Source organism: Staphylococcus sp. HMSC065D05 (genome assembly GCF_001813195.1).
GTDB classification, from domain to species: domain Bacteria; phylum Bacillota; class Bacilli; order Staphylococcales; family Staphylococcaceae; genus Staphylococcus; species Staphylococcus epidermidis.
The window spans coordinates 1-24,657 of sequence record NZ_KV811748.1; the positions used below are offsets into that span (position 1 = coordinate 1).

The 24,657-nt window shown below is 31.6% G+C and carries 25 protein-coding genes; 8 read left to right on the plus strand and 17 right to left on the minus strand.

The window, feature by feature from the left end:
• Positions 1 to 228 precede the first annotated feature (228 nt).
• The 6 genes from HMPREF2897_RS07435 to norA all read right to left on the minus strand — a co-directional run bounded on the left by HMPREF2897_RS07435 (position 229) and on the right by norA (position 6,733).
• Complete coding sequence (locus HMPREF2897_RS07435) at positions 229 to 2,181, minus strand: PTS fructose transporter subunit IIABC (protein WP_070592864.1); 1,953 nt, start codon at positions 2,179 to 2,181, stop codon at positions 229 to 231.
• Positions 2,182 to 2,186: 5 nt separating this feature from the next.
• Entirely contained in the window at positions 2,187 to 3,107 is a 921-nt protein-coding gene (gene pfkB / locus HMPREF2897_RS07440) for a 1-phosphofructokinase (protein WP_002476306.1), read from the minus strand.
• Positions 3,104 to 3,862, minus strand: a complete 759-nt coding sequence (locus HMPREF2897_RS07445) for a DeoR/GlpR family DNA-binding transcription regulator (protein ID WP_002457633.1) — start codon at positions 3,860 to 3,862, stop codon at positions 3,104 to 3,106. The genes pfkB and HMPREF2897_RS07445 overlap by 4 nt, the downstream gene beginning before the upstream one ends.
• Positions 3,863 to 4,117: 255 nt before the next feature.
• Entirely contained in the window at positions 4,118 to 4,600 is a 483-nt protein-coding gene (gene ybaK / locus HMPREF2897_RS07450; protein WP_002457634.1) for a Cys-tRNA(Pro) deacylase, read from the minus strand.
• 113 nt (positions 4,601 to 4,713) lie between these two features.
• Positions 4,714 to 5,184 (minus strand): hypothetical protein, encoded by a 471-nt coding sequence (locus HMPREF2897_RS07455; protein ID WP_002476310.1) that lies wholly within the window; start codon positions 5,182 to 5,184, stop codon positions 4,714 to 4,716.
• Between the two features lie 385 nt (positions 5,185 to 5,569).
• Complete coding sequence (norA, locus tag HMPREF2897_RS07460; protein WP_070592865.1) at positions 5,570 to 6,733, minus strand: multidrug efflux MFS transporter NorA; 1,164 nt, start codon at positions 6,731 to 6,733, stop codon at positions 5,570 to 5,572.
• A gap of 415 nt (positions 6,734 to 7,148) precedes the next feature.
• Between norA and HMPREF2897_RS07465 the strand changes: the two genes are divergently transcribed.
• Both HMPREF2897_RS07465 and HMPREF2897_RS07470 read left to right on the plus strand, forming a co-directional pair.
• Positions 7,149 to 7,766: a DUF1361 domain-containing protein gene (locus HMPREF2897_RS07465; protein ID WP_070592866.1), complete on the plus strand. Its 618-nt coding sequence runs from the start codon at positions 7,149 to 7,151 to the stop codon at positions 7,764 to 7,766.
• Positions 7,763 to 8,032, plus strand: coding sequence for a hypothetical protein (locus HMPREF2897_RS07470; RefSeq protein WP_002445879.1), 270 nt, complete (start codon positions 7,763 to 7,765; stop codon positions 8,030 to 8,032). The genes HMPREF2897_RS07465 and HMPREF2897_RS07470 overlap by 4 nt, the downstream gene beginning before the upstream one ends.
• A 49-nt stretch (positions 8,033 to 8,081) precedes the next feature.
• Here HMPREF2897_RS07470 and HMPREF2897_RS07475 read toward each other — a convergent pair whose 3' ends face one another.
• From HMPREF2897_RS07475 to HMPREF2897_RS07495, 5 genes are all read right to left on the minus strand, one after another.
• Positions 8,082 to 9,455, minus strand: a complete 1,374-nt coding sequence (locus HMPREF2897_RS07475) for a cryptochrome/photolyase family protein (RefSeq protein WP_002505662.1) — start codon at positions 9,453 to 9,455, stop codon at positions 8,082 to 8,084.
• A 195-nt stretch (positions 9,456 to 9,650) separates the two neighbouring features.
• Positions 9,651 to 11,207, minus strand: a complete 1,557-nt coding sequence (locus HMPREF2897_RS07480; protein WP_002490781.1) for an SLC13 family permease — start codon at positions 11,205 to 11,207, stop codon at positions 9,651 to 9,653.
• Positions 11,208 to 11,341: 134 nt separating this feature from the next.
• Positions 11,342 to 12,283: a malate dehydrogenase gene (gene mdh / locus HMPREF2897_RS07485; protein ID WP_002490753.1), complete on the minus strand. Its 942-nt coding sequence runs from the start codon at positions 12,281 to 12,283 to the stop codon at positions 11,342 to 11,344.
• 128 nt (positions 12,284 to 12,411) lie between these two features.
• Positions 12,412 to 12,705, minus strand: coding sequence for a hypothetical protein (locus HMPREF2897_RS07490; protein ID WP_002457641.1), 294 nt, complete (start codon positions 12,703 to 12,705; stop codon positions 12,412 to 12,414).
• A gap of 20 nt (positions 12,706 to 12,725) precedes the next feature.
• On the minus strand, positions 12,726 to 13,652 hold the full coding sequence (locus tag HMPREF2897_RS07495) for a CobW family GTP-binding protein (RefSeq protein ID WP_070592867.1): 927 nt from the start codon (positions 13,650 to 13,652) through the stop codon (positions 12,726 to 12,728).
• A gap of 220 nt (positions 13,653 to 13,872) precedes the next feature.
• On the opposite strand from HMPREF2897_RS07495, the gene mgrA reads away from it, so the two are divergent.
• Complete coding sequence (gene mgrA / locus HMPREF2897_RS07500) at positions 13,873 to 14,316, plus strand: global transcriptional regulator MgrA (protein WP_002445872.1); 444 nt, start codon at positions 13,873 to 13,875, stop codon at positions 14,314 to 14,316.
• 239 nt (positions 14,317 to 14,555) lie between these two features.
• On the opposite strand, the gene cydC is transcribed toward mgrA, so the two are convergent.
• Together cydC and HMPREF2897_RS07510 are read right to left on the minus strand one after the other, a co-directional pair.
• Positions 14,556 to 16,250: a thiol reductant ABC exporter subunit CydC gene (gene cydC / locus HMPREF2897_RS07505; protein ID WP_070592868.1), complete on the minus strand. Its 1,695-nt coding sequence runs from the start codon at positions 16,248 to 16,250 to the stop codon at positions 14,556 to 14,558.
• Entirely contained in the window at positions 16,247 to 17,881 is a 1,635-nt protein-coding gene (locus HMPREF2897_RS07510) for an ABC transporter ATP-binding protein/permease (protein WP_070592869.1), read from the minus strand. Before HMPREF2897_RS07510 ends, cydC begins: the two co-directional genes overlap by 4 nt.
• Before the next feature lie 210 nt (positions 17,882 to 18,091).
• Here HMPREF2897_RS07510 and HMPREF2897_RS07515 point away from each other — a divergent pair, with 210 nt between their 5' ends.
• Positions 18,092 to 18,964: an undecaprenyl-diphosphate phosphatase gene (locus HMPREF2897_RS07515; protein ID WP_002445869.1), complete on the plus strand. Its 873-nt coding sequence runs from the start codon at positions 18,092 to 18,094 to the stop codon at positions 18,962 to 18,964.
• 292 nt (positions 18,965 to 19,256) lie between these two features.
• Here HMPREF2897_RS07515 and HMPREF2897_RS07520 read toward each other — a convergent pair whose 3' ends face one another.
• Positions 19,257 to 19,721 carry a GyrI-like domain-containing protein gene (locus tag HMPREF2897_RS07520; RefSeq protein ID WP_002445868.1) on the minus strand — a complete coding sequence of 155 codons (465 nt, stop codon included), beginning with the start codon at positions 19,719 to 19,721 and terminating at the stop codon, positions 19,257 to 19,259.
• Positions 19,722 to 19,916: 195 nt separating this feature from the next.
• On the opposite strand from HMPREF2897_RS07520, the gene HMPREF2897_RS07525 reads away from it, so the two are divergent.
• Genes HMPREF2897_RS07525 through HMPREF2897_RS07535 form a run of 3 tightly spaced genes read left to right on the plus strand, consistent with a single transcriptional unit; the run spans position 19,917 to position 21,626 of the window.
• A complete protein-coding gene (locus tag HMPREF2897_RS07525; protein ID WP_002457518.1) occupies positions 19,917 to 20,597 on the plus strand; it encodes a hypothetical protein in 681 nt (226 codons plus the stop codon).
• Between the two features lie 2 nt (positions 20,598 to 20,599).
• Positions 20,600 to 21,049, plus strand: coding sequence for a YaiI/YqxD family protein (locus HMPREF2897_RS07530; RefSeq protein ID WP_002475907.1), 450 nt, complete (start codon positions 20,600 to 20,602; stop codon positions 21,047 to 21,049).
• A gap of 10 nt (positions 21,050 to 21,059) precedes the next feature.
• A complete protein-coding gene (locus HMPREF2897_RS07535; RefSeq protein ID WP_002445865.1) occupies positions 21,060 to 21,626 on the plus strand; it encodes an LOG family protein in 567 nt (188 codons plus the stop codon).
• Between the two features lie 318 nt (positions 21,627 to 21,944).
• On the opposite strand, the gene HMPREF2897_RS07540 is transcribed toward HMPREF2897_RS07535, so the two are convergent.
• The 3 genes from HMPREF2897_RS07540 to HMPREF2897_RS07550 form a co-directional block, all read right to left on the minus strand.
• On the minus strand, positions 21,945 to 22,493 hold the full coding sequence (locus HMPREF2897_RS07540) for a GNAT family N-acetyltransferase (RefSeq protein WP_002496368.1): 549 nt from the start codon (positions 22,491 to 22,493) through the stop codon (positions 21,945 to 21,947).
• Positions 22,494 to 22,618: 125 nt separating this feature from the next.
• Positions 22,619 to 22,915: a hypothetical protein gene (locus HMPREF2897_RS07545; protein WP_002445863.1), complete on the minus strand. Its 297-nt coding sequence runs from the start codon at positions 22,913 to 22,915 to the stop codon at positions 22,619 to 22,621.
• Between the two features lie 133 nt (positions 22,916 to 23,048).
• A complete protein-coding gene (locus HMPREF2897_RS07550) occupies positions 23,049 to 23,468 on the minus strand; it encodes an SA0632 family lipoprotein (RefSeq protein WP_002499291.1) in 420 nt (139 codons plus the stop codon).
• 441 nt (positions 23,469 to 23,909) lie between these two features.
• Between HMPREF2897_RS07550 and HMPREF2897_RS07555 the strand changes: the two genes are divergently transcribed.
• Complete coding sequence (locus HMPREF2897_RS07555) at positions 23,910 to 24,599, plus strand: DUF1129 family protein (protein WP_070592870.1); 690 nt, start codon at positions 23,910 to 23,912, stop codon at positions 24,597 to 24,599.
• Positions 24,600 to 24,657: the final 58 nt, after the last annotated feature.

Here is a 24,657-nt window from a genome sequence, read left to right on the forward strand (position 1 = left end):
ACCGCAGGTCTCTTCAGATCTACGGATTTTCGCCTTGCCATGAAATTAGGCATATATTAGCCAGTTAAGGGAATAACGACATGATAAAATGGTAATTAGCTATATTTTTCTAACTTTGCAACATAACCAAAAAACGGCAATTCCCATTTATTTTGAAATGGAAATCACCGTTTAATTCAATTAATTTTCTAAATATTTAAAGCATTGTTATTACTAATTATATGATTACTATTCATCCATAGCTTGAGATGCTTGAATTTCATTGTCTGTTACTTTTGGTTTCAAGAAACCATAAAGTAAAGCTGAAACTAACGTACCTACAACTAAAGCAATAAGAGTTTGAAGTATATGGCTAAAATCAGTACCAACAATGACGAAAATTCCACCGTGAGGGGCTTTGATACTTGATCCTAAACCTAAAGCTATTGCTCCAGCCACACCTGAACCAACCATCATTGAAGGAATCACACGTAATGGATCGGCAGCTGCGAATGGGATGGCACCTTCAGTAATAAATGATAATCCCATAACATAGTTTGGTACAATTGAGCCTCTTTGCTCTTTAGTGAATTTTCTTCTAAAGATTAACATTGCTGTAGCGATAGCTAATGGAGGAATCATACCACCAATCATCGCTGCAGTAATAGGAGCTGCATTACCTTCAGTTAGTGCAGCAGTAGCAAATACATAAGCTGCTTTATTAAATGGACCGCCCATGTCAATTGCCATCATAGCTCCAATCACAAGACCAAGTAACATAATATTAGAGCCTGACAAACTATTTAAACCATTTAATAACAAATGATTTAACCAAGCTGCTGGCGGATTAAAGACATACACCATTAATAATCCAGTAATTGAAACAGAAAGCAATGGATAGATTAAAGTAGGTTTCAAGCCTTCAATTGCTTGTGGCAATTTACGTGTAATATATTTAATTCCTTGAGTTAAATAACCTGCTAAGAAACCTGCAATAATTCCACCAATAAATCCAGAACCTCCAGAAATAGCTAACATACCACCAACTAAACCAGCTGCAAAACCTGGTTTATCTGCAATACTACGTGCAATGAAACCAGCTAAAATCGGAATAATTAAAGCAAAGGCACTATTTTTACCGATATTCCATAATTGTTCAGCAAATGCATTATATTCTGAACTATCAGGTTTAAATGAGTTTGCGCCGAATAAGAATACAATTGCCATTAAGATACCACCCGAAATAACAAGTGGTAACATATTAGAAACACCATTCATTAAGTGTTTATAGAATGCTTTTCCTGGACTTAACTTTTCTTCATTATCGTCATGTTTTTTCGATCCACCTTGCGCTACGAATGGTTTACGATTTGTATCTAATGCTGTATTAATTAGTTCTTCGGGGCGTTTAATACCATCAGCAACAGGAACCTCAACCACATTTTTTCCATCAAAACGATCAGTTTCTACATGGACATCTGCTGCAACAATTATTCCAGTTGCACGTTCTATGTCTTGTTCAGTTAAATGATTTTTAATACCACTAGAACCATTTGTTTCAACTTTAATTTTGATGTTCATCTTCTCAGCTTGCTTTTTCAAAGCATCACGTGCCATATATGTGTGGGCTATACCAGTTGGGCATGCTGTAACTGCTAAAACATAAGGCTCATTATTATCTTGATTTGAGTTGTCAGTTGGAACAGTTGCATTTTCATTCGCTTCTGCTTCTTCTTCTTTTGTTGCCTCATCATCCGCTTCATCGATAATGTTTAACACTTCTTCAGGAGATTCAGCATGAATTAATTTTTCACGTATTTTCTCATCCATTAATATTCCGGAAAGTTTCGCAAGTGCATCTAAGTGCGTTTGTGCTCCACCTTCAGGCGCTGCAATCATAAAGAATAAGTGTGCAGGTTGCATGTCTAAACTCTGATAATCCACACCTTCTTTAGATTTACCGAATGCAATTGCAGGTGTTTTAACTGCTGCAACTTTAGCATGTGGTATAGCAATACCTTCACCAATCCCTGTTGTACTCTGAGATTCACGATTATGAATTGCCTCTTTAAACGATACAGGGTCACTTAACTTACCTGCTTTATCCAATTGATTAACTAGCTCAGTAATCACCCCACTCTTATCAGAAGCATCTAAATCCATCGCTATTGTTTCTTTAGTTAACAGTTCAGTAATTCTCATCTTTTTCACTCCCCATCAAGTACAGAAATTGTCACTTGAGATTTAATATTTTCTATAGCATCTCTTGTCGCTAAATCTTCTGAAAAAGCAGTCGCTGTTCCTGAAGCTACGGCCTGTTGAAAAGCTTCATCTACATTAAGACCCATGGACAACCCTGCTACCATACCTGCCACTGTACTATCACCAGATCCTACTGTATTAACTACATGTCCTTGTGGATTCACAGCTTTAATACTTTGATGTTGATCAACATATATCGCACCATCGCCACCAAGTGAAATGATGACTGATTGTGCCCCCTTTTTTAAAATTTCTTTACCATATTTTATAACATCTTCATCACTCTTGACTGTAGTGTTAAACATTACTTCTAATTCATCTTTGTTTGGTTTAATAAATAATGGTCGATATGGTAATACTGTTTCAACAAGATCTTTTTCTGCATCAACAACTAGTTGCGCACCAGTTTTTTCAGTGATTTGTGCGATTTGTGCATAAGCATCACTTGGAATACTGTTCGGTACACTTCCAGCTACAATAACAATATCGTCTTTTGTAGTGCGACGTATTTGTGATAAAAGTTGTTCAAATTGCGCGTGTGTCACTTTAGGTCCGGGTGCATTGATTTCTGTTTCTTGACCTGATTTGAGTTTCACATTAATACGCGTATCCTCATCTACTTGAACAAAATCTGATTGAATATTACTGTCCTCAAGTGTTTGAGTAATAAAATCCCCAGGGAAACCTCCTGAAAATCCTAAGGCTGTAGAATCAACATCTAAAGTTTTAAGTACTCTTGATACATTGATCCCCTTACCTCCAGCAAATTTATACGTTGCTTTTGCCCGATTTAATCCTGCTATTTCAAATCCATCAGTAAAAATGATGTAATCGATTGAAGGATTGAAAGTAACTGTATATATCATGATTTCCCTCCTATAAAATTAAATTCATTCATGTAAGCTTCAGTCATCTTGCTTTGCATTGCCTTTTGCGAAGTTATGATGCTAAGCCCATCTAAAATTGGAACTCTTGCAAAATAAATTTGATTAAACTTTGATTGATCGACAAGCACATATTTATGATTTGATAGTTTCATAGCTGTTTCTTTAATCAAAGCTTCTTGTTCATCAGGGGTTGTTAATCCATATTTTAAATCAATACCGTTCATTCCTATAAAAGCGCGATCAAAACAATAACGTCTTAATGTTTCTAACGCGTTAGCACCAACTGTAGCCATTGTCGTAGGTTTAACTTGGCCACCAACCATTAAAGTTTTAATACCGTGCTTTAATAGTTCTTCAACATGTGTCATTCCGTTTGTTACAACAGTAATATCCTTTGCCTCAATATATTGAATTAACTCAAAAGTTGAGGAACCCGCATCTAGAAATATACATTCATGATCTTGTATATCACATGCAGCACGTTTAGCGATTTCTTGTTTTTCACGTAAATTCTGAGTTCTTTTTTCAGATAACTTAGGTTCCTTAACTCGATTTTGATGAATTGTAGCACCACCATGTACACGTTGTAATTTACCCATATTTTGTAACTTAGATAAATCTCTTCGTATAGTTGATGCACTACATCCTGTTCTATCAACTAAATCTTGAAGTGTTAAAAAGTCCTTTTGAGTTAATTCTTGTAAAATTAAATTCTGTCGTTTTTCTGATATCACTGCTATACCTCCCCTAACTCACTTATATTGTAATGGCTACGCTTACATATTTCAATCAAAATCTTCCATTTTCAATCAAAAACAATCATTTTGTGACAAAAATAAAAACACCTTTCCGATTAGGTGTTTAAAATGAATTACATCATCACAATTTAAGTCGTACATTTTAATTTTCAGAGATCATTTTCTAAGTATTTAACAATGTCTTTACAAATTTATTCAAATAATGTTGAAACATTAAATGTCTATACACGATTAATTCTGTGTAATAGATTCTACTTGAGCCTTCGTCATGTCAATTAAATCATTCACATGAATGATAATTTGCATTCCTCTTTGACCTCCGCTAATATAAACTTTTTCTAAATTTCTAGCAGAAGCATCAATCGTCGTTTTAAAGGAATGTTTCATACCGATAGGGGAACACCCTCCTCTAACATACCCTGTTACTTGTTTTAATTGATCGAGAGGCATTAAGTTCAATTTCTTTTCATTAACAACATGAGCAGCCTTTTTCATATCTAACGTTTCATTAACTGGAATGACAAAAACATAGTGTTCATGATTAGAATTCTCTAGTACAAGTGTTTTAAAGACTTCTTCTATTTTAGCACCTACGAGTTGAGCAATTTCTTCTCCATGTTGATGCTTGTCAGTAACTTCGTAAGTATTCATTTGATAATTAATTTTAGCTCTATCTAAAATCCGCATAGCATTTGTTTTTTTAGTTTTAGACATATACTCACCCTTTATAATGATCATTCACATTTCATTTTAACATGAAAACTTTATTTCATTTACTCTAACACTATTAAAAAACACCCTTTCTTATATAGTAGAAAGCGTGTTAATTAATGATAATTGATGTTTGATGCATGTACAGTCCCACTTTTATTGACTTTAACCTTAGTTTGATGAAGTTTATTTTCACTAGAAAATACATATACTGAATGAAGCGACTCGTTGAAGGTACGCTCTATATTATATTTTTTACTTAAATGATTCTCAGCGTAATTCAAAGCAATTACTTTACATTCTTGTGGATTGAAATCATAAGATGTTTGCGTTCTTACACTTTGTTGATTTGTTTTATTAACATTCTTTTGATAATCAGAGTTTTTTTCTGAAGCTTCAGCAACATGATTCATATTTAAGTTAGGGAATATATTGTTATGAGAAACTGTTTTTACTTTAGTAAAAGTGCAAATTGTTTTATGGACTTTCGCTAATGCATTTTGGTTTGTAGCTAAAAATAATAAAAGTACTAAACAAATTGACAAAATAACTGCAACAGAACTTAAAAATAAGTTTTTCAATTTCATCTCCTTACCCACATTTCTCTTAAGATTTATTCTATCTTAACACAACAACTTTTAATAAAAGATATGTAGATTACAATTTAAATAGATTGTAATATTTGTAACAATAACATTAATGTGGTTGTTATTTTTGTTACATAAACCACTAATAATTCATAATCTTTTAAAACTTGTATTTGAGATAACATCAACTTTGCATTACAAGTTATAAAACAAAAGAAGTGGGACACAGAAGTCATCTTGAACACTGTGTCCCACCTCTTCCGTCTAAACTTGCCTTGTCCGTGGAATTTCTCGGTGAAATTCTTTTTGTTGGGGCCCCAAACCCCAACTTGCCTTGTCTGTGGAATTTCTTGGTGAAATTCTTTTTGTTGGGGCCCCTTGAGTATTAATTTGCTTCTTTACGACGTGACTTAAGTCCTTTTTCAATAAAAATAATGATAATTCCACTTAATGAAACCGCAATAGCCATATATAAAGGAAACTCTAAATTAACATCGAATAATGCACCAGCTACAAGAGGACCTATAAAGTTACCCATACTGGTAAAAGTTGAATTCAATCCACCTGCAAAACCTTGCCGTTTACCTGCTATATTCGAGAAGTAATTGGTTAAAGCCGGTCTAATCATATCAAAGCCTATAAAAACAACAAAGCTAATCATCATAATCGTCCAATAACCGTTTGCAAGCACTAACATAACGAGAACAATAGCTGAATATAGTAATGACCATGCAATAAAATTAAGTTCACTCATATATTTCATAAATTTATCAAAGAAGAATACCTGGAATAATGCGCCGAACACGCCTCCACCGATAATAGCTATCGAAATATCTTTAGGAGTATATTTTACTTTGTCAGCTGTATATAAAGAAAACAATGTTTCAAAAGCAGATAAACCAAATGCTAATACAAGTGTTAATATAACTGGCGTAATAAATACTTTCCAATTAATTTTAGTGAATAATTCGGGTTGATATTGGTGGAATCCATCTGTGGTTGCTTTGTGAGGATTATGAATTAATAAAACTGACATAATGAATGCAACAACACCTAATGTTCCAGCAACATAGAAAGGTAATCTATGTGAAATTTCAGCTAAAAACCCTCCAAATCCAGGCCCTAATATGAAACCTGAATTAATAATTGCCGACATATATCCAAAGTTTTTAGCTTTATCAGCTCCTGGAGAAATATCTGCAATCATACCTGTTACACCAGGCATGACCATGCCTGCACTAAAACCACCTAAAACACGTGAAATGATTAAAATGGTAAAACTTTGACCGGCTGCGAACATAAATTCAGAGACAGAAAAGAATACTAAACCGATACATATAATTAATTTTTTCCCCAATTTATCAGCTAGTGTCCCACCAAATGGTGAAATAATCATTTGTGATAATGCAAAGGCAGCAACTAGCATTCCTAAATCACTACCTTTTAATCCTAAATCCTTTAAATATACAGGAAGTACAGGAATAACTAACCCAATTCCTAAAAATATAAGAAATATATTAAAATAAAGAATAAATAATTGCTTTTTCATAGGACACCCCCCTTTTTTTTCTAATATGATAAGCATACCAATCATTTTGAATTTTATCGCAAGTTTATTTTTTAATTTTAATGTCTCGCATAAAAACTTTACTTTACTAAAAGTTTCTACATTGTATAACAATTTAACGTGGCATGACAATCATTTTGAAAAGTTTAATATTTAAATTTCACTAAACTCTATTTTTAGTTAAAAATTTAGCATATAATTAAACGAAACTGTATCTTCCTAAACTTTCGACATAATCTTAATCAAATTTACCAAAGTCTAATGAATGTACGGTTTAATTTTTCTTCACTTTCACATCTGTATAAACAGAAAGCACCTCAAATTGTTTGAAATGCCTCAATGTAAAAGTTATCATTAACTCTCGATTATTAAACTCTATAGAAAGTAGTGCGTGGTTATGCAATCTCGTTACTTTGCAAGAATATATTTCATTATCTTATTTGCTATATCTTTGACTGAATCACATATTTTTAACTTTATGACGTTAAATTTATTTTTAGCATACGTGCCTTTTGAACTTTGTCTACTTTTAAAATTATTCAAACCAGTCAAAGCTTTTGAATGGCCCTTATTTATTGTTTTCGGACTCATATTTCTATTATTAGTTCCAAACACATTTTATATGATTACCGATCTCATACACTTAAACCAATTTCAATTTAACTTTTTAGCTGGATTAAACATCACAGAATGGATTTATTTCACCTATTTAATACTTGGCGTACTCTTAGCAATATACCTCACAACTCTTATATTTTTAGAAATTGCACATTTTACGTCTTATGTATGGATAAATCGACTATTGATAGTTATATTAATGTTCTTAAATGGATTAGGTATTTACATCGGTCGATTCTTAAGACTACATACTGTCTATTTATTAAATGCACCTTTAAAAATTGTGAAAGAGGTTTTTTTAATCATAGATGTTAAAGCGTTACTATTTGTCATTCTAATGGTGCTCATACAAGCAACAGTCATATTGTTTGTTAAAGGGGTGAGATTTTACCAATGATGATTGAAGTAATATTAATGGTATGTCTCATCATGATTCAACTCATGATAGGTCATTTATGGCATCAAATAGGATGGAGCTATACTAAAGCTATTTTATTAATGTGTTTACCGTTGGGGATAGGATTATATTTGATGCAATTATTTTATTATGAGACCCGTTATACAAATTGGGAAGTCCCTTTTAAAACTAAATTAAACCTTAAATATATGTATATTTTAACTTTGTTAGAATATATTTTAATCTATGTTTGTTTTTTTATGTAACTAGATAAAGATCTGAACACACGTATACTGTTGTTCAGATCTTTTTTCTTTAATCTAATGCTTTGAATTCTGACATTACACGTTGTCTACTTTCTTTGTGATCAATCATTTGTTTAGGATAGTCTTTACCTATTTCAACACCTTGACCCTTTATTTGTTGCTCGAATTTATGGGTATCGTGTAAATACTTAGCATCTATCTGATTTAATTTTGGAATGTAAGTTTTAATATATCGAGCATTATTATCAAAACGCTCGCTTTGTCTTATAGGATTAAACATTCTAAAGTATGGTACAGCATCTGTTCCAGTAGAAGCCGACCATTGCCATCCGTGAACATTTGAAGCTGCATCATAATCTATTAATTTTTGTTTGAAAAATGACTCACCCCAAATCCAGTCAATAAACAAATCCTTAGTTAAAAATTGAGAAACTATCATTCTCATGCGATTATGCATAAATCCAGTTGTTTTAAGTTCCTCCATTGCTGCATCAATAATAGGAAAACCAGTATTCCCATCTTTCCACAATTTAAAATTCTCTTCATCATAAGACCATTTCAATTGTTGGTATTTTTCTTTAAAAGCAACATGAGCTGTTTCGGGATAATTGGTCATTAATACATAATAAAACTCTCTAAAAATCAATTCACGTATAAAAGCTTCGTAATTTTGTTCATTTTTATCATAATTTTGAAGTAAATCGTTGAAAACTTGTATAATATCTATCATTCCATAAGCTAAGTAAATACTTAGTTGGCTTGTTAATACTTCAGACAAATATTCCCTGTTTTCTTTATAATTTTCGATATCTTGAGATAAAAATTCAGCCCAACGATTTTGAACATCACGTTCACTTATGCCATATGAATGATAATCTTTTTTAAGTTTATGTTGAGATTTCACTGCAACCTTTGTAATATCTTCTAAATGATAGTCATATTCATCTCTAATCATTAAGTAAGGGCGCCATTTTCTATAAAAACTGGTAAATACTTTATAAGGTTCCCCTTGTTTATTATGTGTTTTGCAAGGGTTAAAATAATGATTTGCCCTTAATGATATTACTTGAATATCAGCTTGTTTAAACCGTTTTCTTTGATGTAAAATATCATATTCTTCGTGATGATAACTCATAATATCACCTGCAACAACAACTTTGTCTATAGCTTGTTTTTTACAAAAATCTATTAATTTATCATAAGACATCAAAAAGGGTTCTATATCATATCGTTGTAGTTCATACATAAACTTCTGTATGGACCCATAATAGTATTGTGCTTTCTTTTTTGCTTCTTCTTCAAACTCTTCAGTTGGAATAATAAAATAACATTGATTTATAGATTCTTTATTTCTATATATATAATCAAATAAGGGGTTATTATTTATCCTAAAAACTCTATTTAAAATGACACCTATAGCCATTAGATATTACCACCTAACATTAATTTTTTGTTATACCCTAATACTAAATTCTATTTACATTCATATATTTTTATACGCTTCATTTCAACTATTAAGATTAACTTGCCACGAATTTATAAAATATGTCTCGTAAAGTTAAAATATTAAACTTTACGAGACATTTATAATTATCATTTAAATACCTAAATCTTTTACTTATACTAAACCAAGCCATTTCCAATACGTCAAACTAAAAACGATAACTAAAATATAACCTACTATCGTTAAAGGTATACCTGTCTTTAAAAAATCCTTTACAGTAAAAGTCCCAGTACCATATGCAAGCATATTTTGTGGTGCACTAACAGGTAGCAGGAAACCAAAACTAATCACAAATTGTTGTATTAATACAAAACCAATAGCATGATCACCTAAATTTAGCGTTGAAGTCAAAGAAATAAACACAGGTATTAACGCAGAGGCTAAGCTCGTTGCACTTGCAAAACCTAAATGTATTAATATATTAAATAAAGTAATTAACGCAATAGTTGCTATGATTGGTAAATGTTTAAGCCCCATTAAACCAAATGTTTGATCGCTTAACCATTGAGCGGCTCCTGTTTTAAGTAATACATTACCAAGTGAGATTCCTACACCAAATACTATAATCGTTCCCCACGGAATCTTCTTTTCAACACCTTTCCAAGTAATAACACCAATCTTTGGCATTAGCATAATACCTAGAGCAACTAGTGTAATCGAAGCTGAATCAATCGGATGCAATACTTTCTCAGTCGACCAGAAGAATAATAAAAGCACTGAAATCACAATTAGTCGCCATTCTCTATGACTGACTGGTCCTAATTTATTAAGTTCCTTTTTAATTAACTGTTTTCCACCTTCAATTTCATCATGTTCAGGTGGCATAAACTTAATCATTATAAAATAAAGAGCTATAGACATAATGATTGACCACGGCGCAGCATATAAAAACCACTCTCCCCATGATACATCATGTCCTAAATTTTGGTTAATAAAATTGATGGCTACAATATTTTGTGCTGCAGCCGTTTTAATACCTATATTCCATATCGAAACTGCTTGTACAGCAGTAATAATTAATAATGAAGCAAGTCTACTATCCTTACTCACATTAAATGCAGCAATCATTCCCAGTAATATTGGGACAACTGCACCAGCACGCGCTGTAGCTGATGGTACAAAAAATGCTAGAACAATAGATACTAAAATAGCCCCAATGACTATATTTCTAGTTTTATTTCCTACAATTGATAGCACAAGTAATGCAAGTCGTTTATGTAAATTGGTTTCCTGCATTGCTGCTGCTAAAAATAATGCTGCAGCTACAAGTGCTACGGCTGAGGTTGAAAAACCACTGAAAGCGTGACTAAGCGCGTTATTCGTTCCTAAAATATCGCTACCTTTTAGTATTATGTCGCCACTTTTAGGGTTTCCAAGTTTTTCGGATAAATCTTGAACTGGACTTAAACCTAGTAAAAGTATCATTAATCCTAAAATTAATGTTGCAGAAACTGGATAAGTAACTGCTTCTGTAACCCACATAACTACAGCGAAAGCTAAAATAGCTAATGCTGCTTTAGCCATTACAGGCAATCCTGCTGGTGTCGGTAATAACAAGATAGTAATTAAAATAATAAAACTAATGATAATCCACACAGGTTTATAATTTTTTTTAGACTTTTTATCATGATATTTTTCAGTATGCGCTTGATATTGGTCCCCTTTAGCCATTATCATCGTCTCCTTATTCTATGAATATATGTTCATTATATCAAGAAAGCGCTTTTATATATATCAACGACAAATACCCTTCACACAATTTTCACAAAAATCTAACAACTTCCGATGAAGGATTTCCTAGTTATTTATTTGAATTTTAATGAGTTTTTGACTTCACTCACAGCTTGCGCAGAGTGTTGTAGTTGTTGATATTCATCATTATTCATATCTACCTCTATAATCTTTTCTATTCCTTGATATCCTATTATAGTAGGAACACCAAAACAAATATCTGAGCATCCGTATTCTCCTTCTAGATAAGCAATACTTGGTAATAAACGTTTCCGATCATTAAAAATTGCATCTATAGTTTCATATATGGCAGTTGCTGGTGCATAATAAGCTGAGCCTTGACCTAATAATTCAACAATTTCTGCACCACCCTTACGTGTACGTTCAACAATTTGATCAATCTTTTCTTTAGAAATAAGATGTTTAACGGGAATCCCATTAATGTGTGTTGTATTTACCAAAGGTAACATCGTATCACCGTGTCCTCCTAACACAAACCCATTTACATCTTTGACAGACACGTTAAGTTCTTGAGCGATAAAAGTTCGATATCTTGCAGCGTCTAAAATTCCAGATTGACCAATAATACGTTCTTTAGGAAAACCTGATGCTTTAAATGCTGTATATGTCATAACATCAACCGGATTAGTCAGTACAATAATTATTGACTGAGGTGCATACGTTGCAATTTGTAGTGCAGTTTCTCGTACTATTTGTTCATTAGTTTGAACTAAGTCTTCTCTTGTCATTCCTGATTTCCTAGGTATACCTGCAGTCATCACCACTACGTCTGAGTCTTTAATATCTTCTATATTTACTGAACCATGTATAGGTGTGTCAAACCCCCAAATGGGTCCGCTTTCTAAAATATCTAACGCCTTTCCTTTAGCCATCCCCTCTGATTGCTGGCGTTCAATCAACACAATTTCTGCTAATTCCTTTTGTGCAAGAATGAATGCTAGAGTCCCTCCTGTATGTCCCGCACCAATAATTGATATCTTTCTTCTATTGACCATAAGCAATGCCCCCTTGTTTAATTTTCTCTTTAAAAATCAAAAAGCTTTGCCAATTCATGTTAATTATAACATTGAAATGACAAAGCGCTTGAAGACTTATGTGAAATAAATATTTATATAATGACTGACTATCCAAAAATATCATGATTTAATCCAAAAACATAAAGCAGTACAAAAAATGCTATACCACTTAATATTGTTAGTATTAAGGTTAATATAAGTGTACGTTTAAAATGTCTTATGAAGGCAATAAAAAGCATTCCTAAATTGTAAGCAAAGAATAGACCAAATAAGACCATTGTAATTTTTACATCGGTATAAAAGATATTAAATAATAAGACAACAAAGGCAAAACCTAAATATGGAAAAGTGATTAGGTTTCTTTCAAATTTAATTTGTTTGTTACGGTTATCTTCATTCATTTTTATCATACTCTCCTTATTTATGAGAATTGCAACATATCGAGTTTATTTTTTAATCTGTTAACATCAAGTTGTTCACCAATCAATACTATTGTTAACGGATAATCCCCATTAATAACTTCATAATCTGGCATACCAAATGAATATTGAAACTCATATGTCACATTGGGTTCATCTTTAAATTGTACATATCCCTTTAATCTTAAAACATTATCAGGCATACGCAAAATAAATTGGTAAAATAATTGTCGATCAATGGCTGTTGTAAATGTGTATTGCATACTATTTATACCATGGTGATGAGAATGTGTGTGTGTCATTACTAATTGATCACGAAATTGTGACATCTCATCGATATTAACTTGTCCATAAGTAGTATATATTTTTGAACTATATTTGTTTACTTCGTTAAGTTGTTTTTTTAAAGTATGTCTGTCTTCAACAGTTATTAAATCTAATTTATTAACGACGAGCACATCGCTTACCTCGAGTTGTTCTTCCATGAGACGCTTTGTGGAGTCAGTATACTGTTGTCTTTGTAAAAAGCGAAGTGCATCAACAATACTAACAACATGGGGACGTTCAACAAACTGAACTATGCGAGGATCTTGACACGCCATGATCAATTCAATAGGATGCGCGATACCAGTTGCTTCTATTATAATATGGTCCGTTTCATGGTTGTGACTGAGCATCTCAATTTGTTGAACTAAATCTGATTTCATATCACAACAAACACAACCATTCAATAATGGATATACTTTGACTAATTCACTCAAATGGTTACCATCTACATCAAATGATCCAAATTCGTTCATAATTACTGTTATTTTCTCATCAATTTTTAATAATTCATTAATATAATGTGTCAGGAACGTAGTTTTACCACTGCCTAAGAAACCGCTAACGATTGTGATTTTCAACTTTTCATTTTTATTATTTTTCATTTTAATATATCCTTTACTATTACAAACATTTTAATATATGATAACATAAATATTTAATTATCTTTTTACTTGATTTAATGTAAGATATCTTCTAAACTTTAAACATACTTTAATTTTAGCATGACATTGAATCATAGTGTTGTATATAAAACAAGCAACATAGATGGATTCCAATCCGAAAAAAAGAGAATACGGATAGAATGTCTGGAGGAGAACTTTAATGTCTGAACAACATAATTTAAAAGAGCAGCTATGCTTTAGTTTGTACAACGCTCAAAGACAAGTTAATCGCTACTATTCAAACAAAGTCTTTAAAAAGTACAATCTAACATACCCACAATTTCTTGTTTTAACAATATTATGGGATGAATCACCTGTTAACGTCAAAAAGGTCGTTACAGAATTAGCACTTGATACTGGAACTGTATCACCATTACTCAAGAGAATGGAACAAGTTGATTTAATCAAACGTGAACGTTCTGAAGTAGATCAACGTGAAGTATTTATTCACTTAACAGACAAAAGTGAAATGATTAGGCCCGAATTAAGCAACGCATCTGAGAAAGTTGCAACTGCTTCTTCTTTATCTAAAGATGAGGTCAAAGAACTTAATCGTTTATTAGGTAAAGTCATCGATGCATTTATCGAAACAAAAGAAAAGTAATGTGTTGCTGTCATGAAACTAAAGTTAAAGGTTAAGTTTTAAATACATTGTACACTCAAACATATTATATAATAAAGGTGTGGACAGAATTTGAATTAAATTCATGTTCTTCCTGTGGTAACGAGAACTATGACTGAGAAGACTGAATACAAGTTCTTTTTCATCTTAGTCATCGACTACCAATATATAACAAAATCCTGAGACAAAACTTAGTGTCTCAGGATTTTGTTATATATGATTTAATTAAAAAATTTCATTTCGTTTCTATTCATTTCTATTACTTTTTTTAAATAACCGTCATGCTGCATTAATTCTTGATATGAGCCATTTTCTATTATTTCTCCATCATTCATGACTATAATTTTATTAAATCTTGGAAGTATTTCTAAATCATGTGTAGCTATGATGAGTGTTTGGGATAAGGATTCAATCAAATTTATAATTTTTTGGGTATTATTAATATCTAGTGCTGTAGTAGGTTCATCTAATATCCAAAAATCGGCCGAAGGTCTTAATAGCAATCTCGCTAAACTTAGACGTTGAGCTTCCCCACCTGATAAATTATGACCGTCTAACGTAACTATTCTATCTAAATTTAAATATTCTAATCCAACATCTCCGAGAACCTTTTTGAGGTTATCATCTGATTGCTCAGAAAATAAATTATCACGAATTGTACCATCAAAAATATATTGAGATTGAAGCATTGCATTAAATGTTTGATATTTTTCATTGTCATTGATACTGTTCATATCTTTACCATTTAATCTCACTTTCCCCTCTTCTATTTGATATAGCCCAAGTAATACTTGAAGTAAAGTACTTTTACCTGATCCTGAAGGACCGATGATTGCTACCTTATCACCATATTCAACGGTTAGATTAATCTGTTTTAGAATAGAGTGATGTTGATGTTCATATTTAAATGTGACATTTTTAATTTCTAATAAATGATTTTGCGAACGCTTTAAGTTAGTACGTTCTGAAGGAATTTTATAATTAGGTACAATAACCTCGTGTATCTCTTCAAGTGCCTGGTCTGTATCCGCTTTATAATATGCCACATTGCTCATAGGTACTGCTTGTTCAAATAAAGTTAATATCATCAATATAATACTTGTAATATAAATAGCATTGAGCTGACCATCATGAATCTGTTGCGCGCCTAACACTAAACACATAAATATTGAGAACATTGCAATTAAGTTTAACAAGTAGTCATAAATTGAAAGAAATCGGCGTTCTTTAAGTTGCATATCATCAAATTGTCGTAAAGCATGGGAAACTGTATTTTTGAAGTCATCGCTACGATTGAAACGTTTTAATTCTTCATGACCTTCTTTATAATCATAATATCTTTTAAGAAATATTTTTTGCGTTTGAGTCACTTGTTGCTTTAATTTACGTGCTTTCTTAGCGCTTAACCAAGGAACAATCCATAAAGTTAATAACATACTTAAAGTAATCACTAATGCATGTAGAGGAGATAAAAACAACATAGTCATTACTGAAACAATTGCAGTTAATCCGATTACAATCGGTGGGTAATATACTCTCAGATATATGTTTTGTAAAGCTTCTACACGGCTTATCATTTTTGTAATAAGATCACTTGAATTAAATTTTCTATAGATATCTGGAACGACTGGATATAGCATTTTTAAAAATTGAACTCGTACATTACGTAACATTGTAAATGTCGTCTTGTGTGAAAGTAATCTTTCTATATAGCGTGTGATTGCTCTTAAAAATCCAAACAATTTAACAGATACAACTAAAATCATTAATGCATAGAGTGGCGCACCTAGCGCACTTTGAGTAATCATATAACCACTTAAAAAGAACATTGCTAATGCTATAATTCCACCTAAAACACCTACCATGATAGCGCATATTAAATCTCTATCTATACTAAAATGAATACGTGATTTCATTGATCTATCGTCACCTCACTACGCGAAACAGAAATGATCGAGTCATCTTTTATAAGATGACCACTTTCGAGATATATACGCCGTGCTGAACTTCGAATGGTTGAATCACGGTGTGCAATAATAAACACTGTCGTTGTAGAAAAATGATGCTCTAATACTTGTTGTATGACCTTTTCAGTTTCAATATCTAATCCTATCGCTGGTTCATCAAAAATAACAATATCAGGTTTCAATAATAATAAACGACTTAACTCAATACGTCTCATTTGTCCACCTGATAACATTTCCCCACCTTCACCAATAGAAGTATAGATACCATATTTCAATGAAAGTACTTTCTCTTTTAACCCCACTTCATCAAGCACTTGAATCACTTGTGCATCACATATCTCATCATCATACATTGCAATATTATTTTTGATAGAATCTGCAAATATATATGGGCACTGACTTAGAAATCCAATATTTAATGATGCTTGGTTAAATGAAAGTGTTCCATGTGTGGGTGTTACTGATTGACTAAGCAACTTAGCTAAAGTGGATTTCCCTGCACCACTCGGTCCCACAATAGCGACCTTTTCTCCTTTATTTACCGAAAATGAAATGTTTTTCAATGCCATATGATTACTATTAGCGTATTGAAAATCAACATGTTTGATTAAAACTTGTTCAAACTGTTTCTCATCCACTTTTAATGTAGGAGAGTCAGCTTTATCTTCAGATTCTAAAAATGAAAACACCACATCGCTAGAACCTTCACTTTGCTTACCTGTATGAAATGCTTGACCTAAGTCTTTAATCGCATTATAAAATTCAGGAGCTAAAATAATCGCAATCGCTGCAGTCACAAAGTTGATATGGTTAAACACAACTAAGCTTAAAGCCACTTCCAATGCGACCAATCCAATCCCTAACATACTTATGAACTCAAGCATAAGTCCTGATAAAAAGGCACTTTTCAAAATACGCATTGTTAAATCTCTAAAACGTGTACTGTCTTTATAAAGTTGTTGCTCAGAATGTTTCGTTTGATTTAAAAGTTTAAATGTAATAAGACCTTTAGCAGTATTTAAAAAACGTTGACTAAACTGGTTTAAATATGTCATTTGATCCTTCGACTCATCTCTTGTTTTAAGTCCAAAAATAACATAAAACAATGGAATAAAAGGTGCGGTAACTATCATAATAATAGCAGTAGGTAAATGAACAAAACACATGGTAATAATAATAACGATGGGAATTAACATTGATTTAAAGACTTGAGGTAAATAACTCTGAAAGAACGGACCGATACCATCAATACTTTCAGTTAAAATATTTATTTCTTCACCAATTGAACGGACACTTTTCTTCAAAATCATTTGTTCTCTAAGCATATGTTTTATTTTAAATGCCAAATGATCTCCTAAAAATTGAATCAGCATATTAAATGTTGCCCTTAAAATAAGGGAGATAAAAATAACTGATAACAATAATAATAAAGATTGTTGTTGGTAATACAGTAAGTGATTTAAAAAGTGTGAAATTGAAATGTTTTGCACAACGACCGTAAAAGATAAAAAAACGCTCATGATTAACATGAGTGCGGGGTATAATTTATAACTTAAAACCATTTTTGTTAGTTTTTTCACAATAATCTCACCTACATATATTATAGAGTGTTTACAAAAAATTAAAATCATTTCGCTCACAGAATAATTCTAGTCATAACTTAATACATTTATAAGACTTTGGTCTAGTATTTAGATTGTAAACACCATCAATATGATTTTCTATGCTATGATAATATGGTATTTTGAGTACTAGTAATAAATTAATAGAGATAAGAAAGTGGGTAAAGTATGTTTTTACTTGAATTAATAAAAGGCATCATCTTAGGTATCGTAGAAGGACTTACCGAATTCGCCCCTGTTTCTTCTACTGGGCACATGATACTTGTCGATGATATGTGGTTAAAGTCAACTAATTTTCTCGGTTCTCAATCAGCATTCACATTTAAAGTTGTTATACAGTTAGGTTCGGTATTTGCGGCTGCTTGGGTATTTAGAGAACGCTTCTTAGAAATTTTACACATTGGTCAACATAAACCTGAACCTTCCACTGCGGGAGATAGACGTTCAAAACCACGACGTCTGAATTTAATACATGTATTAGTAGGTATGGTCCCAGCAGGGATTTTAGGATTTTTATTTGATGATTTAATTGAAAAATACTTATTTAGTGTACCAACAGTCTTAATTGGTTTATTTATAGGTGCCATTTATATGATTATAGCTGATAAATATTCTAAAACTGTTCAGCATCCTCAAACAGTAGATCAAATTAATTATTTCCAAGCATTTGTCATTGGTATCTCTCAAGCAATAGCTATGTGGCCTGGATTTAGTAGATCTGGTTCAACGATTTCAACTGGTGTTCTTATGAAATTGAATCATAAAGCTGCATCTGATTTCACTTTTATTATGTCGGTACCTATTATGTTAGCTGCAAGTGGGTTATCTTTACTAAAACATTATGAGTACATTCATTTAGCACATATACCATTCTACATTTTAGGATTTTTAGCGGCATTTATTGTTGGATTAATTGCAATTAAAACATTCTTACACTTAATTAATAAAGTTAAGTTAGTCCCTTTTGCCATTTATAGAATTGTCTTAGTTATTTTTATAGCAATCCTATACTTCGGATTCGGTATTGGCAAAGGAATTTAATAAAACACACGTATGAAATACATTAGTCTATTTCAACAATGTAGAAATGGTTGTATATCAACTTATTTTCAGTATGTTTACCATCATTACGTATAAAATTGAAATATTGTAAGATGTTTAAGGTTTTACTAGGTAATGAAAGTTACCTATCATTAAACTCTCGCCAGACAGGTGAGAGTTTTTTATTAAACTTATTGTTCCTTATATTTTCTTTATTATAAATAAAATGTACTTTGTTGCTATAAAGGTTTTTTAGTATGAGTACTAAAAAATATCGAATTTGTCTATTTTTTTAATTTACTTCATAGATAGGCACTAACATTTCACACACTTTATCTGTTCCCTCTTCCTCAATGTATCTCTCTATAATTGGTTCATTTCTCATACGCAAATGAGTTTCATTTAAAATATTTTCTAAATGACTAAAGAAATTCTCTATATTTCTTTTTGTATGACTAATTTTAAACACAGCATAGATGCCACCTATAAAATTTCTTTTAGATATTGTCTGATCATTTACTGTTTCATCTATTCTCAAAACAACGTCATATCTACATTGATTACTTTGAACGTGAAGAGGATTATCTAATGCTATACCTAACACACCGTATTTCTCAACATATTTCCAATAATGATTAGTATGAATCCAATGCTTAAAGGTCTTCATCATTTCAAAGTTTTCATCACTTTGATAAGTACCTATCATTCTCATATAAACGACGCTACTGTCATCCAATTTTTCAATCTTATATTTCATATGATCGCCTCCACTGAGAAAGTAACCCGAGTTAAAATTTTTTGCAATATGAATTTTAAAATTTTGTTATACAAAAAACACTTTATGATGTTAATATGAAAAATTTATTTTCAACCATACAACTAGTATCAATCGTTTATTTTCATGTATCATAGGGTATGAAAAAGAATAGTAAAAGTTATGGAGGCAACGTGTATGGACAAAAAGAAACTCATTAAAACACTTATCAATGTATTACCAATCGTTATCGTACCATTAGTAACTGAACGTAAGCGTATTAAAAAACATCCAGATGTACAGAAAGTAACTAATGCTACATCTAAAGCAACTTCAAAAACAACATCTGCAATTTCAAATAAAGCTTCAGACGTCAAAGAGTACGTAGGAGATAAAAAGCAAGAATTTGATAATAAGCGTGAATTGAAGAAAATTGCGAAGGAAAATGATCCAGCTTACATTGAGAAAAAAGGCGAAAAATTAGCTAAACAAAATCGTAAAGAAGCAGACAAAATGGACAAAAAGCTTCAAAAGAATATTGAAAAACGTCATAAAGAAGAACAAAAGCAACGTGAAGCTAATCAGAAACAACGTATTAAAGACATGAAAAAATCTCAAAAATACGAAGAGCAAGTTGGCTTAACTCCTGGTAAAATAGATCACGAAATTGAGAAAAAAGGCGAAAAACTAGAAAAAGATAATCGTAAAGATATTAAAAAACTAGACAAAAAGCTTCAAAAGAATATTGAAAAACGTCATAAAGAAGAACAAAAACAGCGTGAAGAAGCAGAAAAAGCTAGAAAAAAAGAATTTAAAAAATATGAAAATTACGTGGCTGACAGTGTCGTAAAACAACATAAGGAATCAAATCATTCTTAACCATGAAGACTAACGTAATTATAGATGGAGATGCTTGTCCTGTTGTTAATTCTGTCATTGAATTGACGAAAGGGACAGGCATTTTTGTTACGATTTTAAGAAGTTTTAGCCATTTTTCACAACAAATACAACCCGAACATGTAAAAACTGTATATGTTGATGACGGTCCCGATGCGGTAGACTATAAAATAGTCGAACTTGCTAGCAATAATGATATCGTCATCACACAAGATTATGGACTTGCCAGTCTACTGATAGATAAAGTACATACCGTCATGCATCATAAAGGAAATATTTATCACTCAGACAACATCCAAAGCTTATTAGATCAAAGATATCTAAATGCTCAAATAAGAAGACGAGGTGGTCGTCACAAAGGCCCTCCTCCCTTCACAACAGAAGATAGACTTAAATTCGAGCAGGCTTTTAGAAAAATCATTAATCAAATCTAGGAGGCATATTATGAAAAGAATTGCTGTTTATTGTGGTGCAAGTAAAGGAAAAGACCCGTCTTACGTTAAAGAGGCATACGAATTAGGAAAATATATGGCTGAACAAGGATACGAGCTTGTATTCGGAGCAGGATCAGTCGGCATTATGGGAGCGATTCAAGATGGCGTACTTGAGCATGGTGGTAAAGCTATCGGCGTCATGCCTAAAATGTTAGATGAACGAGAAATAACAAGTCAAAAAGTAAGTGAGCTTATATTAGTAGATTCTATGCATGAGCGAAAAAATAAAATGACTGAACTTGCCGATGCTTTTATTATGGCTCCAGGTGGCGCTGGTTCATTAGAAGAATTTTTTGAAATGTATAGTTGGGCTCAAATTGGTATACACCAAAAGCCTATTGGTGTATTTAATTTAAATGGATTCTTTGAGCCACTACAACACTTAATCGACCATATGATTAAAGAAGGATTTATTGATGAGAAATATCAAAAACTTGCCCCATTATATGATACTAAAGAATCACTCATCGAAGGACTTAAACATTACAAACCGTTAGGTGTACGTACATACGATTAATAACGTAAAAAGTAGAGAACCCACAAATGATTTCCTCTAAAGAAACATTTGTGGGTATTTTTCAATAAAATTATCAAACTCTTTCATCTTTATTAAAATTTATCTTAAAATTAAGTATCAAATAAACATAATCGTATCTTATTTAAGTAGAAATTTGGTAATTAATAACTTTGTAGTTTATATTATTAACTTATTATTCTTCAGTTCTTTATTATATGGATGATCATTTTCAATTATACAAAAACTACAAATCCCATTTCATGTAGGCGCTTTTATGAGTCATAATTTTCATTTTTACAAGAACTACTAACTTTCCTTTCAAGAAGGAAGTAGCTCTTTATAATATCTTACATGACGTTTAAGGGGATGGTATTTACTAAGATTCGGATATTCAAAATTGTCTAAAAAAGTCATTCCTAATTTTTCCATGACTTTTCTAGAGGGCAAATTATTTTCAGAAGTAAAACTATATAATTCTTTAATTCCTTTATCTCTAGCATATTTCATTACGGCTTCCGCCCCTTCTGTAGCTAGACCATTTCCCCATACTTCTGGAATTAGCCTCCACCCTATTTCATAAAACGGTAACTCTTTAAAAGGGTAATGGCTATCTTTTGATACGTAATTCACACCTATAAAACCTAACCATTCTCCCGTCTCTTTCAACTCGACAGCAAATAAACCTAGGCCACTTTCTTGTATTATGCTATCCATATTTTCCATGTCTATCTCAGAACGACGATAACTAAGTAAACTAGGGAAGTATCTACGTACTTGCGTATTAGCATTCATTTTTTGAAAGGGTAATAAATCTTCGGTTTTCCAATCTCTTAAGTTTAAACGTTCAGTTTCAATATAAATAACCATCTTAAACACTCCATTTAATCGAAAATGTTTATTTTGCCTATATTTTAATATAAAATTAACGCGTTATGAAGTTTTTAACTCTACTCATATCGCGTTATTTAAACATATATTCTTTTTTATATTTATTAGTTTTTAGAAATATAACTAATCAGTTTAATGTGTACCGGTATTTCTTTCAAACGATCACTTTGATTTTTAGGTGCAACAAACGTCGCATCAATAAAATCATTTTGGTGATTAAGGTGGTATGTTGCCACAAATGTATCTGTATCTGATTCAAAGTTAGGCAAATGTGCAATGACTCGTTTAATATCACCTGTTGTATCTTTAATAGTTCGACCAGTCAGATTCTCTAACTCACGACCTAACTCTACTAATGTCATCTTTTTACCTTCTAAAATATTAAAATCTTGTTCATGCATCGTTCTTCTCTCCTCTTAAAGCTATCAACTATTCGCTATCTTCCAATCTAAATGTTTGTTAAACTCACTAATACCTATTCGCCACATATAATACCCTTCTCATTTCGTATTCAAACGTTAGGAATAACTACTATCATTCTTGTCGATGATTATTTTTTCTATTATCCTCTGATGGCTTCTGCTGTGTATGTGGTTTAGAGGATTGACCGTCATGTTCATCTTGATTGCTTTTTATTTTGTTAGTTTGATCATCATGATTAGCAGATGTTGATTGATTATTTGAAGACTTTTCTTTTGCATCATGATTATCTTTATTTTTCTTATCTCGGGATGTGCTTTTAGCAGGTAATTCGTTTACATCTTCTTGGAGACTATCCTGTTTGTGTTTAAGCTTATCCTTTTGCTCTTGTAACTTTTTCTTCTGCTTTTTTAAATCTTTATTTTCTTTTTTTAATTGGTCAATGCTTTTTTCTAAAGAAGCTTTTTCGTTACTTTTACCACATGCAGTTAACACCAATGTTGTAATTAATAGTAAGGTTAACCATTTTTTCATGATAGACTCCTTTGTAGTTACTTATCGATACACTTTATTTTAACATGGTTTTTTGATTTAATCATTTTTTAACATAAAATATCAATTCATTTCATTACATTTAATTTCACAAAGTAACATATATATTTAATGGGAAATTATTTACTCTTTATTTATAAAAGTTTACTTTTATTAAAGCTATATTTTTAGTTATGATATCATTCGCGCTTTTTTATCAAAATTAAACGATATTTGTGTGAAATAGAAAAAAGATTTACAATTCTTATCATTTTGTGCAATAGCCGTTTGAACTTGTATAAGAGTAATGATATACAGGTAATAATTATGATATGATTGTGTTTATCATACTAATCATCATGTTTTTAAATGATAATTTAGCTTAGTTATCCTTTTTAAAGTAGTATTTATTTATGAATTTAAAATTTAAGGGAGTATTTTATTATGAAATCCACTGCGCAATTAACAAAGGAGAATAATGTCAAAGCTTTACGACTGAACAATACCGATCGTGAAATATTTGAAAATTACATGACATATGTGCGTGCTGACTTACGTGTTAACCCTCATGATTCAGAATTAATGTTAAACCGTACTTTGAAACACTTAATTCGTGCAGGTGACACTGGAATGCTTGCGATGGAGTTTTTCAACCATGATCCTAAAGCACATGCTAAAAAAGAGATAAGAGCACTCCCAAATGAAACATTTAAAAACATTTTTAAATATATAAGTCATAACTTCATTCTTTTAATAGGTATTTTTTGTTTTCTCAAAGGATTGATTGGCTTTTTTATAGGGGGCGATAGTAATTTACTATATTTTTATACGTTTCCCCTAACTGTCATTATTGGTTTAGTAATTATATTTTTATTTATTTGGATGAACTTTAAAACGGTACAATTACAGTGCTTTAACAACTCTTATTGGACCTGGTGGCTCACCTATGGTGTCATTGCATTATTATTAATCACTCTTTTTTATGTTTTTTTTATACCGCAATCATTTTTAGCGTTTGGACCATATATTAAAGTTAGTAATTGGACTTTCATCATTATTGCGATAATAATCACCCCTATTTCATTTTATGTGAATCATCACTTTTATAATAAAGAAGCAAATACACGCATATAAAAAGACTTACACTCAAAACGTTTGTTTTGGACTGACCCCAATTAGTGGGAATTATATA

Bases quoted from the DNA above. Each gene is read 5' to 3' on its own strand.
- cydC (WP_070592868.1), bottom strand. From the start codon at position 16,250: ATGAAATCACGTATTCATTTTAGTATAGATAGAGATTTAATATGCGCT.
- norA (WP_070592865.1), bottom strand. From the start codon at position 6,733: ATGAAAAAGCAATTATTTATTCTTTATTTTAATATATTTCTTATATTT.
- HMPREF2897_RS07555 (WP_070592870.1), top strand. From the start codon at position 23,910: ATGAAATCCACTGCGCAATTAACAAAGGAGAATAATGTCAAAGCTTTA.
- HMPREF2897_RS07515 (WP_002445869.1), top strand. From the start codon at position 18,092: ATGTTTTTACTTGAATTAATAAAAGGCATCATCTTAGGTATCGTAGAA.
- HMPREF2897_RS07465 (WP_070592866.1), top strand. From the start codon at position 7,149: ATGCAATCTCGTTACTTTGCAAGAATATATTTCATTATCTTATTTGCT.
- HMPREF2897_RS07495 (WP_070592867.1), bottom strand. From the start codon at position 13,652: ATGAAAAATAATAAAAATGAAAAGTTGAAAATCACAATCGTTAGCGGT.
- HMPREF2897_RS07480 (WP_002490781.1), bottom strand. From the start codon at position 11,207: ATGGCTAAAGGGGACCAATATCAAGCGCATACTGAAAAATATCATGAT.
- HMPREF2897_RS07435 (WP_070592864.1), bottom strand. From the start codon at position 2,181: ATGAGAATTACTGAACTGTTAACTAAAGAAACAATAGCGATGGATTTA.
- HMPREF2897_RS07455 (WP_002476310.1), bottom strand. From the start codon at position 5,184: ATGAAATTGAAAAACTTATTTTTAAGTTCTGTTGCAGTTATTTTGTCA.
- HMPREF2897_RS07545 (WP_002445863.1), bottom strand. From the start codon at position 22,915: ATGCATGAACAAGATTTTAATATTTTAGAAGGTAAAAAGATGACATTA.
- HMPREF2897_RS07535 (WP_002445865.1), top strand. From the start codon at position 21,060: ATGAAAAGAATTGCTGTTTATTGTGGTGCAAGTAAAGGAAAAGACCCG.
- mdh (WP_002490753.1), bottom strand. From the start codon at position 12,283: ATGGTCAATAGAAGAAAGATATCAATTATTGGTGCGGGACATACAGGA.
- HMPREF2897_RS07475 (WP_002505662.1), bottom strand. From the start codon at position 9,455: ATGGCTATAGGTGTCATTTTAAATAGAGTTTTTAGGATAAATAATAAC.
- HMPREF2897_RS07530 (WP_002475907.1), top strand. From the start codon at position 20,600: ATGAAGACTAACGTAATTATAGATGGAGATGCTTGTCCTGTTGTTAAT.
- pfkB (WP_002476306.1), bottom strand. From the start codon at position 3,107: ATGATATATACAGTTACTTTCAATCCTTCAATCGATTACATCATTTTT.
- HMPREF2897_RS07540 (WP_002496368.1), bottom strand. From the start codon at position 22,493: ATGGTTATTTATATTGAAACTGAACGTTTAAACTTAAGAGATTGGAAA.
- HMPREF2897_RS07490 (WP_002457641.1), bottom strand. From the start codon at position 12,705: ATGAATGAAGATAACCGTAACAAACAAATTAAATTTGAAAGAAACCTA.
- mgrA (WP_002445872.1), top strand. From the start codon at position 13,873: ATGTCTGAACAACATAATTTAAAAGAGCAGCTATGCTTTAGTTTGTAC.
- ybaK (WP_002457634.1), bottom strand. From the start codon at position 4,600: ATGTCTAAAACTAAAAAAACAAATGCTATGCGGATTTTAGATAGAGCT.
- HMPREF2897_RS07525 (WP_002457518.1), top strand. From the start codon at position 19,917: ATGGACAAAAAGAAACTCATTAAAACACTTATCAATGTATTACCAATC.
- HMPREF2897_RS07470 (WP_002445879.1), top strand. From the start codon at position 7,763: ATGATGATTGAAGTAATATTAATGGTATGTCTCATCATGATTCAACTC.
- HMPREF2897_RS07550 (WP_002499291.1), bottom strand. From the start codon at position 23,468: ATGAAAAAATGGTTAACCTTACTATTAATTACAACATTGGTGTTAACT.
- HMPREF2897_RS07520 (WP_002445868.1), bottom strand. From the start codon at position 19,721: ATGAAATATAAGATTGAAAAATTGGATGACAGTAGCGTCGTTTATATG.